Annotated in this window: 15 protein-coding genes and 1 pseudogene; 3 read left to right on the forward strand and 13 right to left on the reverse strand. The window is 71.1% G+C overall.

The genetic code is table 11. The annotated features are described in order from the left end of the window. The 12 genes and pseudogenes from AB0D04_RS39150 to AB0D04_RS39205 all read right to left on the reverse strand — a co-directional run. Nucleotides 1–623 (reverse strand): annotated as a pseudogene (locus AB0D04_RS39150) (glucose-6-phosphate isomerase); the annotation flags it as partial. Between the two features lie 294 nt (nucleotides 624–917). Then, nucleotides 918–1,253: an RNA polymerase-binding protein RbpA gene (locus AB0D04_RS39155; RefSeq protein WP_016578660.1), complete on the reverse strand. Its 336-nt coding sequence runs from the start codon at nucleotides 1,251–1,253 to the stop codon at nucleotides 918–920. A gap of 159 nt (nucleotides 1,254–1,412) precedes the next feature. Then, nucleotides 1,413–1,649: a preprotein translocase subunit SecG gene (gene secG, locus AB0D04_RS39160; protein ID WP_362712178.1), complete on the reverse strand. Its 237-nt coding sequence runs from the start codon at nucleotides 1,647–1,649 to the stop codon at nucleotides 1,413–1,415. 111 nt (nucleotides 1,650–1,760) lie between these two features. Next, complete coding sequence (tpiA, locus tag AB0D04_RS39165) at nucleotides 1,761–2,537, reverse strand: triose-phosphate isomerase (protein WP_362712179.1); 777 nt, start codon at nucleotides 2,535–2,537, stop codon at nucleotides 1,761–1,763. A 5-nt stretch (nucleotides 2,538–2,542) separates the two neighbouring features. Beyond that, nucleotides 2,543–3,754 carry a phosphoglycerate kinase gene (locus tag AB0D04_RS39170; protein ID WP_362712180.1) on the reverse strand — a complete coding sequence of 404 codons (1,212 nt, stop codon included), beginning with the start codon at nucleotides 3,752–3,754 and terminating at the stop codon, nucleotides 2,543–2,545. Between the two features lie 113 nt (nucleotides 3,755–3,867). Continuing rightward, complete coding sequence (gap, locus tag AB0D04_RS39175) at nucleotides 3,868–4,872, reverse strand: type I glyceraldehyde-3-phosphate dehydrogenase (RefSeq protein WP_362712181.1); 1,005 nt, start codon at nucleotides 4,870–4,872, stop codon at nucleotides 3,868–3,870. Between the two features lie 336 nt (nucleotides 4,873–5,208). After that, a complete protein-coding gene (gene whiA, locus AB0D04_RS39180) occupies nucleotides 5,209–6,198 on the reverse strand; it encodes a DNA-binding protein WhiA (RefSeq protein WP_018091880.1) in 990 nt (329 codons plus the stop codon). Further along, nucleotides 6,189–7,253 carry a uridine diphosphate-N-acetylglucosamine-binding protein YvcK gene (gene yvcK, locus AB0D04_RS39185; RefSeq protein ID WP_362712182.1) on the reverse strand — a complete coding sequence of 355 codons (1,065 nt, stop codon included), beginning with the start codon at nucleotides 7,251–7,253 and terminating at the stop codon, nucleotides 6,189–6,191. The genes whiA and yvcK overlap by 10 nt, the downstream gene beginning before the upstream one ends. Continuing rightward, the gene (gene rapZ, locus AB0D04_RS39190) at nucleotides 7,250–8,194 is read right to left on the reverse strand and encodes an RNase adapter RapZ (RefSeq protein ID WP_362712183.1); all 945 of its coding nucleotides are present in this window, start codon (nucleotides 8,192–8,194) and stop codon (nucleotides 7,250–7,252) included. The genes yvcK and rapZ overlap by 4 nt, the downstream gene beginning before the upstream one ends. Further along, nucleotides 8,191–10,242 (reverse strand): excinuclease ABC subunit UvrC, encoded by a 2,052-nt coding sequence (gene uvrC, locus AB0D04_RS39195; RefSeq protein WP_362712184.1) that lies wholly within the window; start codon nucleotides 10,240–10,242, stop codon nucleotides 8,191–8,193. Before uvrC ends, rapZ begins: the two co-directional genes overlap by 4 nt. A 110-nt stretch (nucleotides 10,243–10,352) precedes the next feature. Next, entirely contained in the window at nucleotides 10,353–11,195 is an 843-nt protein-coding gene (locus tag AB0D04_RS39200) for a hypothetical protein (RefSeq protein WP_362712185.1), read from the reverse strand. Between the two features lie 4 nt (nucleotides 11,196–11,199). Beyond that, the gene (locus AB0D04_RS39205) at nucleotides 11,200–11,853 is read right to left on the reverse strand and encodes a papain-like cysteine protease family protein (protein ID WP_362712186.1); all 654 of its coding nucleotides are present in this window, start codon (nucleotides 11,851–11,853) and stop codon (nucleotides 11,200–11,202) included. A gap of 241 nt (nucleotides 11,854–12,094) precedes the next feature. Here AB0D04_RS39205 and AB0D04_RS39210 point away from each other — a divergent pair, with 241 nt between their 5' ends. Then, a complete protein-coding gene (locus AB0D04_RS39210; protein ID WP_362712187.1) occupies nucleotides 12,095–13,033 on the forward strand; it encodes a hypothetical protein in 939 nt (312 codons plus the stop codon). 23 nt (nucleotides 13,034–13,056) lie between these two features. Here the strand turns inward: AB0D04_RS39210 and AB0D04_RS39215 are convergent, their stop codons facing one another. Beyond that, on the reverse strand, nucleotides 13,057–13,470 hold the full coding sequence (locus tag AB0D04_RS39215; RefSeq protein WP_362712188.1) for a Rieske (2Fe-2S) protein: 414 nt from the start codon (nucleotides 13,468–13,470) through the stop codon (nucleotides 13,057–13,059). A 331-nt stretch (nucleotides 13,471–13,801) separates the two neighbouring features. Here AB0D04_RS39215 and AB0D04_RS39220 point away from each other — a divergent pair, with 331 nt between their 5' ends. Then, nucleotides 13,802–14,887, forward strand: coding sequence for a LacI family DNA-binding transcriptional regulator (locus AB0D04_RS39220; protein ID WP_362712189.1), 1,086 nt, complete (start codon nucleotides 13,802–13,804; stop codon nucleotides 14,885–14,887). Continuing rightward, nucleotides 14,884–15,849, forward strand: coding sequence for a carbohydrate kinase (locus AB0D04_RS39225; protein ID WP_362712190.1), 966 nt, complete (start codon nucleotides 14,884–14,886; stop codon nucleotides 15,847–15,849). The genes AB0D04_RS39220 and AB0D04_RS39225 overlap by 4 nt, the downstream gene beginning before the upstream one ends. Nucleotides 15,850–15,899 lie beyond the last annotated feature (50 nt).

Below are 15,899 nucleotides of genomic sequence, written 5' to 3' on the forward strand. Positions count from 1 at the left end.
ATGATGAACAGCGTCTCGGCCGGGTCCAGGTCCCGTACCGCCTCGTGCAGATCGGCGCCGTCCACATTGGAGACGAAGCGGAACTGCATGTCCCGGTGGGTGTGGGCGCGCAGCGCCTCGTACGCCATCGCGGGACCCAGGTCCGAGCCGCCGATACCGATGTTGACGACCGTCTTGATACGGCGGCCGGTGTGGCCCTTCCAGCCGCCGGAGCGGACCCGGTCGGCGAAGGTGGCCATCTTCGTCAGGACGGAGTGCACGGCGGGCACCACGTTCTCACCGTCGCTCTTGATGACCGCGGAGCCCGGCGCACGCAGCGCGGTGTGCAGTACGGAGCGCCCCTCGGTGATATTGATCTTCTCGCCGCGGAACATCGCCTCGCGCAGCTCGGCAACTCCCGTCGCCGCGGCCAGTTCGCCCAGCAGCCGCAGCGTCTCATCGGTGACCAGGTGCTTGGAGTAGTCCAGGTGCAGATCACCGACCTGGAGGGTGTACCGCTCGGCGCGGGCCGGATCGCGGTCGAACAGCTCGCGCAGATGCACCTCCCCCAGCTGCTCCCGGTGCTTGCTCAACGCGGTCCACTCAGGCATCTGGTCGAGCCTGCTGCGGCTTACTGCGTTCATCTCGGACATCAGCCTTCTTCGTCTCGTACCGGCACCCCGCCGTGTCCCAACCTAATTGATCAGGGCGCGGTGGGGGCACCTCCCGCGCATGGGGTCCCCCCGCTCGAGCGGAGCCGAGAGCGGGGGAGAACCCGAGCGTGGGAGAGGTATCTGTCCGCTGAGGGACGAGCGGCTGTCAGCAGTGCAACGAGCAGGTATCACCGCGCCGGTGCCGGTGGCGCCCGGGACGCGGAACGGCCCGGCCGGAGGGCGGGTGTCCCTCCGGCCGGGCCGGACATCGTCTCTGCTGGTCGTTCAGATCTCGCCGCGGAGCTTGGCGAGCGCCTCCGCGAGGATCGCCTCACCGTCGGCGTCGCTGCGGCGCTCCCGGACGTAGGCGAGATGGGTCTTGTACGGCTCGGTGCGCGGCGGATCCGGCGGGCTGTCGCGGTCCTTGCCGGCCGGGAATCCACAGCGCGGGCAGTCCCAGGTGTCCGGCACCTGTGCGTCACCGGCGAAGCTGGGCTGTGTCTCGTGCCCGTTGGAGCACCAGAAGGAGATGCGGATGCGGGGCGCGGACTCGCCGCGCTCGGCCTCCCCCATCGGCCCCGCTCCGACCCGACTTCCTCGGATCGCGTTGCCACTTGCCACGGTCGTAACTCCCTGCGTAATGGTGCTGCAAAGCATTTCTCACAGCAGCTGCGCTGCGGGCGCTCCAGTCTATGTAAGGCCCAACGCGCGTCCAGTGACAGGAGTTACACCCCGCCCAAGGACGCCGCCTTCATGATAGGCCGCGCCTCCGACGGTATGTCAGTTGCCGAGCTTCATCAGAATGCCGAGGACCACGATGCACGCGAACCACAGCAGACCGATCACGACGGTGATGCGGTCGAGGTTCCGCTCGGCGACCGAGGAGCCGCCGACCGAGGACTGCATACCGCCGCCGAACATGTCGGACAGGCCGCCGCCCTTTCCCTTGTGCATGAGCACCAGCATCATCAGCAGCACGCTGAAGACGATGAGGGCGATCGAGAACCCGATGACCACGGCTGGACCAACTCTCTGGGACTGGTTGAAATGGTGCGGGGCCGGGTGGCGTACTGGACGCCTGACCCGGCCCCGACAGGGTACGACGGGCCGGGCCCGTCGTCATAGCTGCTACTGGTCGCGGAAGCGGACGATCTTCACAAACTCGTCCGCGTCCAGCGCCGCGCCGCCGATCAGCGCGCCGTCGACATCCGGCTGCGCCATGATCGCCGCGACATTGCCGGACTTGACCGAGCCGCCGTACTGGATGCGGACCTTGTCGGCCAGCTCCTGGCTGTAGAGCTCGGCGAGGCGGCCGCGGATCGCACCGCAGACCTCCTGCGCGTCCTCGGGGGTGGCGACCTCGCCGGTGCCGATCGCCCACACCGGCTCATAGGCGATCACGATGGTCTCGGCCTGCTCGGCCGGGACGTCCTTGAGGCCGCCGTCGAGCTGGGCGAGGGTGTGGGCGACCTGGTTGCCCGCCTTGCGGACGTCCAGGCCCTCACCGACGCACAGGATCGGGGTCAGGCCGTGCTTGAAGGCCGCCTTGACCTTGGCATTGCAGATCTCTTCGTTCTCGCCGTGGTACTGGCGGCGCTCGCTGTGGCCGATGGCCACGAACGTGCACTTGAGCTTGGCCAGCATCGGGCCGGAGATCTCACCGGTGTAGGCACCGGAGTCGTGCGCCGAGATGTCCTGGGCGCCGTACTTGATCTTGAGCTTGTCGCCGTCGACCAGCGTCTGCACTGAGCGCAGGTCGGTGAAGGGCGGCAGGACGGCGACCTCTACGGCGTCGAAGTCCTTGTCGTTGAGGGCGAAGGCGAGCTTCTGGACGTGCGCGATGGCCTCGAGGTGGTTGAGGTTCATCTTCCAGTTGCCCGCCATCAGCGGGGTGCGGTCCGTCACGTTGTTCAGTCCTCCAGAGCGGCGAGGCCGGGGAGCGTCTTGCCTTCGAGGTATTCGAGGCTGGCGCCGCCACCGGTCGAGATGTGGCCGAAAGCATTCTCGTCGAAGCCGAGCAGACGCACGGCAGCGGCCGAGTCACCGCCGCCGACGACGGTGAAGGCCTTCGAGTCCAGCAGCCCCTTCGCGACGGCCTTGGTGCCGTTCGCGTAGTCGGGGTGCTCGAAGACGCCCATCGGGCCGTTCCAGAAGACGGTGCCCGCGTCGGCGAGCTTCGCGGCGTAGAGCTCGCGGGTCTTCGGGCCGATGTCCAGGCCCTCCTGGTCGGCCGGGATGGCGTCCGAGGCGACGACGGTGGGGTTGGCCGGCGTCTTGCCCTTCAGGTCGGGGAATTCGGGCGAAACCAGGACGTCGACGGGGAGGACGAACTCCACGCCGCGCCGCTCGGCCCGCGCCAGATACTCGAGGACGGCCGGGACCTGGTCCTCCTGGAGCAGCGAGATGCCCACCTCGTGGCCCTTGGCCTTGAGGAAGGTGTACGCCATGCCGCCGCCGACGAGGATGCGGTCGGCCTTCTCCAGCAGCTGGTCGATGACGGCGAGCTTGTCGGAGACCTTGGCGCCGCCGAGCGCGACGACGTACGGGCGCTTGACGTCCTCGGTGAGCTTCTTCAGCACGCCGACCTCGGTGGCGATCAGGCCGCCCGCGGCGTGCGGGAGGCGCGCGGGGAGGTCGTAGACGGAGGCGTGCTTGCGGTGCACCGCGCCGAAGCCGTCGCCCACGTACAGGTCCGCCAGCTGGGCGAGCTGGTCGGCGAAGGCGCCGCGCTCGGCGTCTTCCTTGCTGGTCTCGCCCGCGTTGAAGCGGAGGTTCTCCAGCACGGCGACCTGGCCGTCGGCGAGGCCCGCGGTCACGGACCGGGCGGACTCGCCGACCGTGTCGGTGGCGAACGCGACGTCCTGGCCCAGGAGTTCACCCAGGCGCTCGGCGGCCGGGGCCAGCGAGAAGGCCGGGTCCGGGGCGCCCTTGGGGCGGCCCAGGTGGGAGGCGACGATCACCTTGGCGCCGAGCCCGGCGAGCTTGGCGATCGTCGGCTGGACGGCGCGGATGCGGCCGTCGTCGGTGATGGTGGTGCCGTCCAGCGGCACATTCAGATCGGCACGGACAAAGACCCGCTTGCCCGCGACGCCTTCGGTGACGAGGTCGTCGATCGTCTTCATGCGGAAATGACTCCGTTTGCGTAGGTCGGTCACAGGACGGGGCCCGTACGACGCGTCATCGCGTCCTACGAGCCCCGTCCTCACATCTCGGTGCCTCGGGTGTCAACCAGAGATCAGAGCTGGCCGCCGACGAAGGTGGTCAGGTCCACCAGGCGGTTGGAGTAGCCCCACTCATTGTCGTACCAGCCGACGACCTTGACCTGCTTGCCCTGAGCCATCGTCAGCTGCGAGTCGAAGGTGCAGGAGGCCGGGAAGTTCACGATGTCCGAGGAGACGATCGGGTCCTCGGTGTACTCGAGAATGCCCTTGAGCTGGCCCTCTGCGGCCTTCTGGAACGCGGTGTTGATCTCGTCCTTGGTGACCTCGCGGTCGAGCTCGAGGACCAGGTCGGTGACCGAGCCGGTGGGGACGGGCACGCGCATCGCGATGCCGTCCAGCTTGCCCTTGAGCTGCGGGAGGACCAGAGCGGTGGCCTTGGCGGCACCGGTCGAGGTCGGGATGATGTTCTCCGCGGCGGCGCGGGCGCGGCGCAGGTCGCTGTGCGGGAAGTCCAGGATGCGCTGGTCGTTGGTGTACGCGTGGACCGTGGTCATCAGGCCCTTGACGATGCCGAAGTTCTCGTCGAGAACCTTCGCCATCGGCGCCACACAGTTGGTGGTGCAGGAGGCGTTGGAGATGACGTGGTGGTTGGCCGCGTCGTACTTGTCCTGGTTGACGCCCATCACGATCGTGATGTCCTCGTCCTTGGCGGGCGCGGAGATCAGGACCTTCTTGGCGCCGGCCGCGATGTGCTTCTCGGCGTCGGCCTTCTTGGTGAAGATGCCGGTCGACTCGATGACGATGTCGGCGCCGAGCTCCGCCCAGGGGAGCTTCGCCGGGTCGCGCTCGGCCATCGTCTTGAAGGTCTGGCCGCCGACCGTGATGGTGTCGTCGGTGTGGCTGACGTCCTGCTTCAGGCGACCCAGGATGGTGTCGTACTTGAGCAGGTGCACCAGGGTGGCGTTGTCGGTCAGGTCGTTGACACCGACGATCTCGATGTCCGCACCCTGCTCCAGGAGCGCGCGGAAGTAGTTGCGACCAATGCGGCCGAATCCGTTGATGCCTACGCGGATCGTCACGAAACCGATCTCCTCGTTGGTACGGCGGTTTATGCACCGCCGAGCTGTATGGGATGTCCCCGACCGCCTCCGACCCTACCCCCTGCACGAGACGTACGTGACATTGACATCTGGGCCCACTGCGTGCTCACAACTGAGAAGCCTTGCAGCTCAGCTGAGCGATCGCCCCGCCCGTGGAATCGAAACCACCCCGCCCGACGGCGGCCGGATCCGCTCTGTGCGACGGCAACGGTCCGGCCTCGTCCGCCGTGACCGACCGGACCCCCGAAGCCTCGGCGGGAACCGGACGTCACCCGCCGGACGGGAGGTCCACCCCGCCCGCCCGGCAACCGCCCGTCAGCCGACCATGCCCTCGGCCAGCTCCTCCGTCAGATTGGACTCCGTACCGGGGATGCCGAGGTCCTGGGCGCGCTTGTCGGCCATCGCCAGCAGCCGCCGGATACGCCCGGCCACCGCGTCCTTGGTCAGCGGCGGGTCGGCGAGGGCGCCCAGCTCCTCCAGGGAGGCCTGCTTGTGCTCCATGCGCAGCCGGCCGGCCGCCGCGAGGTGCTCGGGGACCTCCTCGCCCAGGATCTCCAGGGCGCGCTGGACCCGGGCGCCCGCGGCGACCGCGGCGCGCGCCGAGCGGCGCAGGTTGGCGTCGTCGAAGTTGGCGAGGCGGTTGGCGGTGGCGCGGACCTCGCGGCGCATCCGCCGCTCCTCCCACGCGAGCACCGACTCATGCGCGCCGAGCCGCGTCAGCAGCGCGCCGATCGCGTCACCGTCACGGACGACGACGCGGTCCACGCCGCGCACCTCGCGCGCCTTGGCGCCGATGCCCAGCCGGCGGGCCGCGCCGACCAGCGCGAGGGCCGCCTCGGGGCCGGGGCAGGTGACCTCCAGGGAGGAGGAGCGGCCGGGCTCGGTGAGCGAGCCGTGGGCCAGGAAGGCGCCGCGCCAGGCCGCCTCGGCGTCGCAGGTCGCGCCGGAGACCACCTGCGGTGGCAGCCCGCGGATGGGGCGGCCGCGGCCGTCGACCAGGCCGGTCTGCCGCGCCAGCTGGTCGCCGCCGGCCACCACCCGTACGACATAGCGGCTGCCGCGCCGCAGGCCGCCGGGGGCCATCACCACCAGGTCGGAGGAGTGCCCGAAGATCTCCAGGATGTCCTTGCGCAGCCGCCGGGCGGCGATGCCCGTGTCCAGCTCCGCCTCGATCACAATGCGGCCGCTGACCAGGTGCAGACCACCCGCGAACCGCAGGATCGACGAGACCTCCGACTTCCGGCAGCAGGTCCGGGTGACGGGGAGCCGGGAGATTTCATCCTTCACCGCAGCCGTCATCGCCATGGGCCGATCCTTCCATGCATCCGAAAAATACGGTCGTACGCGGCTGCCAGCAGCTCCGGGTCGTGCCGGTCGGGGGCCGGCCCGGCACTCGGCCGGGTGTCGTCTCCTTGGGCGGCGACCGCAGCCAGCTCGACCTCGCTGCCCACCAGCTGCTTGGCGGCAACCGTCAGACCTTCGATGTCGGGCACGGCGGCCTTGTCGGCCAGCACCACGTCGAAGGCGAGTTTAGGGGCGTGTCGGGCCAAAACCTCCAAATGACGCTGCGGTGAGAAGCCATCGGTTTCGCCGGGCTGGGGAGCAAGGTTGAGCGAAAGGACCTTTCGGGCCTTGGTCTCCTCCAGGGCCTCGCGCAGCTCCGGCACCAGCAGATGCGGGATCACGGAGGAGAACCAGGAGCCGGGACCCAGCACCACCCAGTCGGCATCGCGCACCGCGGCGACCGCCTCGGGCACCGCCGGCGGGTCCTCGGGGACCACATGGACGGAGAGCACCTCGCCGCGGGTGAGCGCGACCGTGGCCTGGCCACGGACCGTGGAGACCTCGTCCGGGCGGGCCACGTCATGGCCCCTGACCTGGGCCTGGAGCTCGAGGGGCACCGCCGACATGGGCAGCACCCGGCCTTGTGCGCCGAGCAGCTTGCCGACCAGGTCAAGGGCCTGGACATGGTCGCCGAGCTGCTCCCACAGCGCGACGATCAGCAGATTGCCGACCGCGTGGTCGTGCAGCTCGCCCTCGGACTGGAAGCGGTGCTGGATCACCCGGGCCCAGGTCTGGCCCCAGTCGTCGTCGCCGCACAGCGCGGCCAGCGCCTTGCGCAGGTCACCGGGCGGCAGCACCCCCAGCTCGTCGCGGAGCCGGCCACTGGAGCCGCCGTCGTCGGCGACCGTGACCACGGCCGTCAGATCGCCGGTGATCCGGCGCAGCGCGGCGAGCGAGGCGGACAGGCCCATGCCGCCGCCGAGCGCCACCACCTTGGGGGTGGCGCCCTTCTTGGTCGAACGGCCACCGGGGACGAACCTGCGGACCCGGCGCAGCCGCGGCGTACGGCCGGTCATTCGCGCCCCATGTCCCGGTGGACAACGACGGTTTCGACCCCTTCGGTCACCAGGCGGCGGGCGAGCTTCTCGGACATCGCGACGCTGCGGTGCTTGCCGCCCGTACAGCCGACCGCGATGGTCACATAGCGCTTGCCCTCGCGGCGGTAGCCCTCGGCGACGATGCGCAGCAGCTCGGCGTAGCCGTCCAGGAACTCCTTGGAGCCGGGCTGGTCAAAGACGTAGTCGGAGACCTCTTCGTTCAGGCCGGTGAAGGGGCGCAGCTCCGGGACCCAGTGCGGGTTGGGGATGAAGCGGCAGTCGATGACCATGTCGGCGTCGACCGGAAGGCCGTACTTGAAGCCGAAGGACATGACCGTGGCCCGCAGCTCGGGGACCTCCTCGCCGGCGAACTGGGCGTCCAGCTTGGCGCGCAGCTCATGGACGTTGAGGCTGGAGGTGTCGATGACCAGGTCGGCGTCGCCGCGCAGCTCCCGCAGCAGATCGCGCTCGGCGGCGATGCCGTCGACGATCCGGCCGTCGCCCTGGAGGGGGTGCGGGCGGCGCACCGACTCGAAGCGGCGCACCAGGGCCTCGTCCGCGGACTCCAGGAAGACGATCCGGCGCTTGACGCTCTGCGCGTCGAGGGTGGCCAGGGACTCCTTCAGATTGGCGAAGAAGCGGCGGCCGCGGACATCGACGACGACGGCGATCTTGGCGACATTGCCCTGGGAGCGGGCGCCCAGCTCGACCATCGGCGGGATCAGCTCGGGCGGGATGTTGTCGACGACGAACCAGCCGAGGTCCTCCAGGCACTTGGCGGCCGTGCTGCGGCCGGCCCCGGACATGCCGGAGATGATCACCAGCTCGGGGATCGCGGCGCTCTCGCCCTGGTCGGTCGTGCCCGTACTCACCTGTGCACCGTCTCTCTCGGTTTCCTGCGTTTCGTGCTCTGTGCTCATCGGTCCTGCCCCCGTTCTGCTGACAACGCGGCCGGCGGGGCCCCGTCATCTTCAATGATCTCTCCTGTGGCGGTGTTCACCGCAGGGGCGGACGGCGCCGCCCCGGCCAGCGCCGCCGCGACCGTCTCCGCGGTCTTGCGGCCGACGCCCGGGACCTCGCAGATCTCGTCGATGGTGGCGGCCCGCAGCTTCTTGAGCGAACCGAAGTGCTTGAGCAGCGCCTGGCGGCGGGTCTCACCGAGGCCTGCGACGGCGTCCAGCGGCGAGGACTTCAGCCGCTTGGTGCGCTTGCTGCGCTGGTAGGTGATGGCGAAGCGGTGCGCCTCGTCACGTACGCGCTGGAGGAGGTAGAGGCCCTCGCTGCTGCGCGGCAGCACGACCGGGTCGTCGTCATCGGGCAGCCAGACCTCCTCCAGGCGCTTGGCCAGACCGCAGACCGCGACATCGTCGATGCCGAGCTCGTCCAGGGCGCGGCGGGCGGCCGCCACCTGGGGGGCGCCGCCGTCGACGACCACCAGCTGCGGCGGATAGGCGAACCGCTTGGGGCGGCCGTCCTCGTCGGTGGGCCGGCCGGCCATGGCATCCGGTGCGCCGTCGTCCTCCACCGGGGCGTCGGCGGACGGCTCCTCCGTCCACTCCCCCGAGCTCTGCTTCTCCTGGAGATAGCGCTTGAAGCGGCGGCCGATGACCTCGTGCATGGACCGGACATCGTCCTGGCCCTCGAAGGTCTTGATCTGGAAGCGGCGGTATTCGCTCTTCCGGGCGAGACCGTCCTCGAAGACCACCATGGAGGCGACGACGTCCTCGCCCTGGAGGTGGGAGATGTCGAAGCACTCGATGCGCAGCGGCACCGTATCGAGGCCGAGGGCCCGGGCGATCTCCTCCAGGGCGCGGGAGCGGGTGGTCAGGTCGGAGGCACGCTTGGTCTTGTGCAGCGCCAGGGCCTGCTGGGCGTTGCGCCCGACCGTGGCCATCAGGTCCTTCTTGTCGCCGCGCTGCGGGATGCGCAGCGAGACCTGGGAGCCGCGGCGGTCGGCGAGCCACTGCTGGATCGGCTCGACGGGCTCGGGCAGCGCCGGGACCAGCACCTCCTTGGGGACGGCGTCGCCCTGCTCCTCGCCGTACAGCTGCTGAAGGGCGTGCTCGACGAGACCGGCGGTGGTGACGGCCTCCACCTTGTCGGTGACCCAGCCGCGCTGGCCGCGCACCCGGCCCCCGCGGACGTGGAAGATCTGGACGGCGGCCTCGAGTTCGTCCTCGGCGACGGCGATCAGATCGGCGTCGGTGGCGTCCGCGAGCACCACGGCGCTCTTCTCCATGGCCCGTCTGAGCGCGCCTATGTCGTCGCGCATCCGGGCGGCGCGCTCGTACTCCATCTCCTCGGCGGCTTCCTTCATCTGCCGCTCCAGGCGGCGGATGTACGCGCCGGTGCGGCCGGCCATGAAGTCGCAGAACTCTTCGGCGAGTTCGCGGTGTTCGTCGGCCGAAATCCGCCCGACACAGGGGGCCGAGCACTTGCCGATGTAGCCGAGCAGACAGGGGCGGCCGATCTGGGCGGAGCGCTTGAAGACCCCCGCGGAGCACGTCCGTACGGGGAAGACGCGCAGCATCAGGTCGACGGTCTCGCGGATGGCCCAGGCATGGCCGTACGGGCCGAAATAGCGCACGCCCTTCTTCTTGGCGCCGCGCAACACCTGGACCCGCGGGAACTGCTCGTTGAGGGTCACCGCGAGATACGGATAGCTCTTGTCGTCGCGGTACTTGACGTTGAAGCGGGGGTCGAACTCCTTGATCCAGCTGTATTCGAGCTGGAGCGCCTCGACCTCGGTGGAGACGACGGTCCATTCCACCGAGGCGGCGGTGGTGACCATCGTGCGCGTACGCGGATGGAGCCCCGCCAGGTCCTGGAAATAGTTGGCCAGGCGCTGGCGCAGGCTCTTCGCCTTGCCGACATAGATGACCCGGCCGTGATCGTCGCGGAACTTATAGACCCCCGGCGAGTCGGGGATCTGTCCCGGCTTGGGTCGGTAGCTGCTGGGGTCTGCCATGACCACCACCCTACTGACCGCCACTGACAATCACGGGCGGCGGAGGGATGCGGGGGCGGGGCGGTGGGGGGGGCCGCCGGCCGCCTGCCCACCGCCCCGCCCCCCCGCCGTCAGCCGCTGCGCCGCCTGCGTACCGCCGCGGCGCCGCAGAGGGCGAGGGCGAGCAGGGCGGCGGCGCCCGCGACGGTCGAGGCGGCGGTCACCGGGATGCTGCCGTCCGGCGCACCGGCCTCGGCGGGTTCCTTGCGGGGGCTCGCCGCGGCCGGCGCCGCCCCCGGCCCGTATCCCCCGGCCTCGCCGCGCCGGTCGTAGGCGGAACCGGGGAGCTTGTCGCCGTACGCCTTCGCCACCCGCTTCCGGTAGGCGGCGACCGTGCTGCCGCGCGCCCCGACGGCCTTCCTGGCATCCGCGTCCAGCGGCTCGATGCGGTCGCCGCGCTGCACGTACCAGGCGTCGATCTGCGGCTCCTGGAAGACGGTGCCGGCCCGGCCGCGAGCGGCCGCGTAACGGGTCTCGTCGTCCCCACTGGCGATGTTGACGACCTTCCAGGCGGCACCCCGCCGCACCGTCCACACCGAGGCCGTCCGCCCGTCGGCGGCGACCGCCTTGCTGGCGAGGAACTCCAGGCGGGCGACGGGCGCATCGGCCTTCCCGCGGACGAAGTCCAAAGAGAGGAGGTATACGGGGACGGCGGGGCCCTCGATGTGCGCCCTGGCCGGGGCGGCGGCGCGGGCGCCACCGGGCTCGTGGGCGAAGAACCGGGCGAGGGTGTCCAGGGTCGCGGGGGCGGTGGCCGCGTCGTGGGCGGCGGTGACGCTCGCGCGGGGCGGGGCCTTGGGGGCCGCGGGGGCATCGGCGGCGTGGGCGGCGTACGGGGCGAGGCCGATGAGGGCCGTGGCCAGCGTCCCGGTGGCGGCGGCGCGAACGGCGGTGCGCACGGTGGGCTTCGGCATGGCCTCAGGCTCCTATCCGGTAGAGGGAGTGCGTCCAGGAGAAGGAGCTGCCGTTCACGTAGTAGTCGAAGTCGCCCCAGTTGTAGCGGCTGTTGGAGGCCCACGGGTCGCCCCAGTAGACCCAGTTTTCGGCCGTGTCGAAGCCGTGGATCACATGCATGTGGCCACCGCCGGAGGACCACTGGATACGGGTCTCGACGGGCCGGTTGGCGTTGATCTCGCTCTGCACCGTGCTGTAGCGCAGATAGCCGCTCACATAGGAGCCGGAATTGATGCCCATCCAGTCGAATGCGTTCTGGACGTTGCCGAGGGTGGCCTGGTTGTTGGGGCAGGCCGTGTTCTGCTGGCGGCCGAAGGCCGCGTTGCAGAACTGGTTCTGGCTGTAGTTCTTGCCGTACCAGGCGGCGATGGTGTTCCCGGAGCCGGCCCAGCACCAGTTGGTCTTCTCCTGGGCCTGCATCGAGATGTCGAGGCGGTTGGCGGCGGCCGCCTTCCTGGTGGCGGCAGCGTGCGCCGGGGGCGTGGCCGCCGAGGCGGTCGCCCCAGGAAGCGTGGTGAGCGCCGTGCATGCGGCGGCGGTGAGCGCCGCTGCCGACAGCCATCTACGGCGCGCACGATGCCCAAGGGGCGCAAGGGGAGCAAGGGAAGCACGGGTCATGGCGTTCCTCCCGGTGAGGGGGGTGAGGGGGTGAGAGGAGCGCATCCGGATGCTGCTGAGGAGCATCGGGTGTTGTCGGACGCAGGTCAACACGCTTCAATGCGGGGTGGCATGGGGGTGTGTACGGCGGGGCCCGGATGTGAACGACCGGTGCCCGGCGTACTGCAGTGAACAGGCAGTCAGCGCGTGCGGCGTGCGATCCGGTTGTGAACGTTCACCCACGCGCCGGAGGAATGAGGCAATGGCAGACAACGCTCCCGAGTCGGCCGAGCTGGCGCAATTGCTGCGCACCGGCCCGTTCCATCTCGCCCTGCGCTCCGCCCTCACGGCGCGCGGGCTCGCCCTGACCCGCGTCCAGCACAAGCTCGCCCAGCGCGGCATCAAGGTCGGGGTGACCAGCCTGAGCTACTGGCAACAGGGCGCCCGTCGGCCACAGCGCCCCGAGTCGCTGCGGGCGGTGCGCGCCCTGGAGGAGGTCCTGGAGCTGCCCGCGCACTCGCTGCACCGCCTCCTGGTGCCCGAGGGCGGCGCCCGCCCCGAGGCCGAGCGCCCGGCCGCGCGCTCGTACCGCTCACTGATGGCGCCCGCGGGTGCGCTCCAGCAGCTCTTCGCCGAGCTGGAGACCCCCGCGGACGGCGGCCTGCACACCGTCGGGCATCACGAACGGGTCCGCATCGGGCCGCGCCGCGAGCTGACCGCACGCGAGTCGCTGCAGGTCGTCCGCGCCCACCGGGACGGCGTCGACCGCTATGTCGCCATCCACCGGGGCGATACGGGCTGCGATCCGTCACAGGTGACCGTCCGCACGGCGGAGAACTGCCGGCTGGGGCGGGTGCGCGGCGACGCGGCCACCGGGGTGGTGGTCGCCGAGCTGCTCTTCGACGCCCGGCTGCGGGCCGGTGACACCCATGTCTTCGGGTACGCCTTCGAGGACGGCAGCGGCGGCCCCAGCACCGAGTACGTACGCGGCTTCAGCTTCGCGGGCGGCCAGTACGTCCTTCAGGTGCGCTTCGACGAGGCGGCGCTGCCGGTGCGCTGCCGCCGCTTCGCCCAGGTCTCGGCGGGCGCCCCGCGCAGCGGCCGCCAGGAGCTGACGCTCGGCGGCCGGCACCACTCCGTCCACCTCGTGGAGCAGGGCGTACGGCCCGGGATACTGGGGATCGGCTGGGACTGGGGGTGAGCCGTCACAAGGGGCGAGGCGCCTCAGCCCGCGATCAGCCTGCCGTCCTTGACCTTGACCGGGACCTCCTCCAGGGGGCGGGTCGCCGGGCCCTCGGCGACCTTGCCGGTGGCCACCTGGAAGCGGCTGCCGTGCAGCGGGCAGACGGCCTGCTCCTTCTCGATCTTGTTCAGGATCGCGCCCATGTGCGTGCACACGGTGCTGAAGCACGTGAACTCGCCCTTGGCGGGCTGCGAGACCAGCAGCTTCTGCTCGGCGTAGAGCTTGGCACCGCCGACCGGCACTTCCGAGGCCGGGCCCAGCTCGACCGGCGCGTCCGAGGCCGGCCGGGTGCCCGACTCCTGCTCCCTGGTGCCGCAGGCGGCGGCGCCGAAGCACGCGACACCCGCGAGCGCGGCCCCGCGCAGCACGGTCCGGCGGGCGGGGGACTGGCTCATGTGCTGCTCCACGGGTGATCTACGGGTCAGTGGCCGACGGCACCCGACGATACCGGCGCGGGCCGTTCCACCTCCGGCGGGGCCGGGCGCCCGCGCAGCAGGTCCCGCTCGGCCTCCCGGCGTCATCTCCGGCGCCGCGCGCATCGGCGTCTCCTCACGACGTCGTGCGGTTTCGGTGTGCCGGGAAGGCAGCGTGTACGTAAACGCTTACGTAAGCGTTTACGTTTAGCCTCGGGTGCTCGTACTGTGGTGGACTTCGCGGGACGGCGGCCAGGGGTGCCGCCATGGGCCGGGCCGTGGTGGCGCGCCGGGCCCGGGGAGGAAGAACCGGATGACAACGATGGTGGATGTGGCACGGCGCGCGGGTGTCTCCGTCGCCACGGTCTCGCATGTGCTCAACGGGACCCGGCCGGTACGCCCCGGCACCCGCGCCGCGGTGCTCGCCGCCATCGACGAGCTGGGCTACACCCACAACACCCTCGCCCGCTCCCTGGTCACCTCCCGCACCCGCTCCATCGGCCTCGCGGTCTCCGCGATCAGCAACCCGTACTTCACCGAGATCCTCCAGGGCGTCGAGGCCGGTGCCCTGGAGGCCGGCTACAGCCTGCTGATCGCCGATCCGCACGACGACCCGCGGCACGAGCGCAAGGTCGTCCAGCTGCTGCACGAGCGGCGGGTGGACGGCATGATCGTCGCGCCGTCCGCGGAGCCCGCGGAGATGGTCGGCTATCTGGCCCGCCGTGAGGTCCCCGCCGTCTTCCTCGACCGGCTGGTAGGCGACGGCGAGGGCGACGGCGACGACCAGGCGGGCCATGACCAGGTGTGCGCCGAGAACACCGGCCCGGTACGGCACCTCGTCGAGCACCTTGCCGACCTAGGGCACACCCGGATCGGCCTGGTGGCGGGGCTGCCCGGACTGAGTACGACCACCGAGCGCGTCCAGGGTTATCGCGAGGGGCTGCGCGAGCGCGGCCTGGAGTTCGCGCCCGAGCTGCTGGCCGGCGGCAACTCCGAGGCGGCGGGCGCCCAGGACGCCACCGGCCGTCTGCTCGCCGCGCCCGAGCCGCCGACCGCGATCATCACCGCCAACAATGCGATGACCATCGGCGCACTGCGGGCGCTGCGCGAGCGCGGCCTGGAGGTGCCCCGCGATATCGCGCTGGCCTGCTTCGACGACTTCTCCTGGGCCGATCTGTTCGCGCCCCGGCTGACCGCGATCGCGCAGCCCGGCAAGGAGATCGGGGCCGCGGCGGTCCGGCTGCTGCTGCAGCGCCTGGAGGAGCCGGACCGCCCGCCCCGCACCGTCCGGCTGCCCTGCACCTTTGTGCACCGTACGTCGTGCGGCTGTCCCGAACCCTCCCCGGCCACTTTGCCGGCCGCCTCCCCGGCCGCCCAGGAAAGGAACCGCACCCCGTGATCGTCGTTGCCGGCGAGGCGCTGATCGACCTCGTCCCCAGCTCCCAAGGCCCTTCCGGGAACGGCCGGTTGCCCGCGCTGCTCCCCCGGCGCGGCGGCGGTCCGTACAACACCGCCCTCGCCCTGGGGCGGCTGGGCTCGCCCACCGCGTTCTGCTCGCGGGTCTCGACCGACACCTTCGGCGAGGCGCTGCTGGACGGCCTGCACACCGATGGTGTGGACACCTCTCTGGTGCAGCGCGGCGACGAGCCGACCACGCTGGCGGTCGCGGACATCAGCCCGGACGGCTCGGCCGGATACGGCTTCTACGTGGACGGCACCGCCGACCGGCTCTTCGTCCTGCCGCCCGCGCTGCCCGCCGGGGCCCGCGCGCTCTCGCTGGGCACCTGCTCGCTGGTGCTGGAGCCGGGGGCGAGCGCGTACGAGGCCCTGCTGCGGCGCGAGGCCGCGCGTGGTGTCTGCACGGCGCTCGACCCCAACATCAGGCCAGGTCTGATCCCCGACGCGGATGCCTACCGCGCCCGCTTCCGGTCCTGGCTGCCGCATCTGACGCTGCTGAAGCTCTCGGAGGAGGATGCGGCGTGGCTGGCGGGGGCCGGAGCGGACCGGGCGGACGGGTCCTGGAACGCGGTCTCGGCCGTGGCCGGGGAATGGCTGGGGCACGGCCCCGCAGCGATCGTGATCACCCGGGGCGGCGACGGTCTTACGGTGCTGACGCCGGGCGGTGGCGAGGTCGGCGTGCCCGGCCACCGGGTCGAGGTGGTCGACACCATCGGCGCGGGCGACACCGTCAACGCGGCGCTGCTGCACCGGCTGGACGCCCATGACGCCCTCTCCCGCGATGCCCTCGCCGCGCTCGGTCCCGACGACTGGCGCGACATCCTCGGCTTCGCCGCCCGTGCCGCCGCCGTCACCTGCTCCCGCGCGGGCGCGGAACCGCCGTACGCTGCGGAGCTCGCCTGATGCGTGGTGCGGGCGCGGGGCGGACGTACGGCCCGGCAGTGGACCGTACG

The sequence above is a fragment of the Streptomyces sp. NPDC048483 genome, assembly GCF_040651455.1.
In the GTDB taxonomy this organism is placed as follows: Bacteria; Actinomycetota; Actinomycetes; order Streptomycetales; family Streptomycetaceae; genus Streptomyces.

Bases quoted from the DNA above. Each gene is read 5' to 3' on its own strand.
- AB0D04_RS39200 (WP_362712185.1), bottom strand. From the start codon at position 11,195: ATGCCGAAGCCCACCGTGCGCACCGCCGTTCGCGCCGCCGCCACCGGG.
- AB0D04_RS39215 (WP_362712188.1), bottom strand. From the start codon at position 13,470: ATGAGCCAGTCCCCCGCCCGCCGGACCGTGCTGCGCGGGGCCGCGCTC.
- AB0D04_RS39210 (WP_362712187.1), top strand. From the start codon at position 12,095: ATGGCAGACAACGCTCCCGAGTCGGCCGAGCTGGCGCAATTGCTGCGC.
- whiA (WP_018091880.1), bottom strand. From the start codon at position 6,198: ATGGCGATGACGGCTGCGGTGAAGGATGAAATCTCCCGGCTCCCCGTC.
- rapZ (WP_362712183.1), bottom strand. From the start codon at position 8,194: ATGAGCACAGAGCACGAAACGCAGGAAACCGAGAGAGACGGTGCACAG.
- yvcK (WP_362712182.1), bottom strand. From the start codon at position 7,253: ATGACCGGCCGTACGCCGCGGCTGCGCCGGGTCCGCAGGTTCGTCCCC.
- AB0D04_RS39170 (WP_362712180.1), bottom strand. From the start codon at position 3,754: ATGAAGACGATCGACGACCTCGTCACCGAAGGCGTCGCGGGCAAGCGG.
- AB0D04_RS39220 (WP_362712189.1), top strand. From the start codon at position 13,802: ATGACAACGATGGTGGATGTGGCACGGCGCGCGGGTGTCTCCGTCGCC.
- AB0D04_RS39205 (WP_362712186.1), bottom strand. From the start codon at position 11,853: ATGACCCGTGCTTCCCTTGCTCCCCTTGCGCCCCTTGGGCATCGTGCG.
- uvrC (WP_362712184.1), bottom strand. From the start codon at position 10,242: ATGGCAGACCCCAGCAGCTACCGACCCAAGCCGGGACAGATCCCCGAC.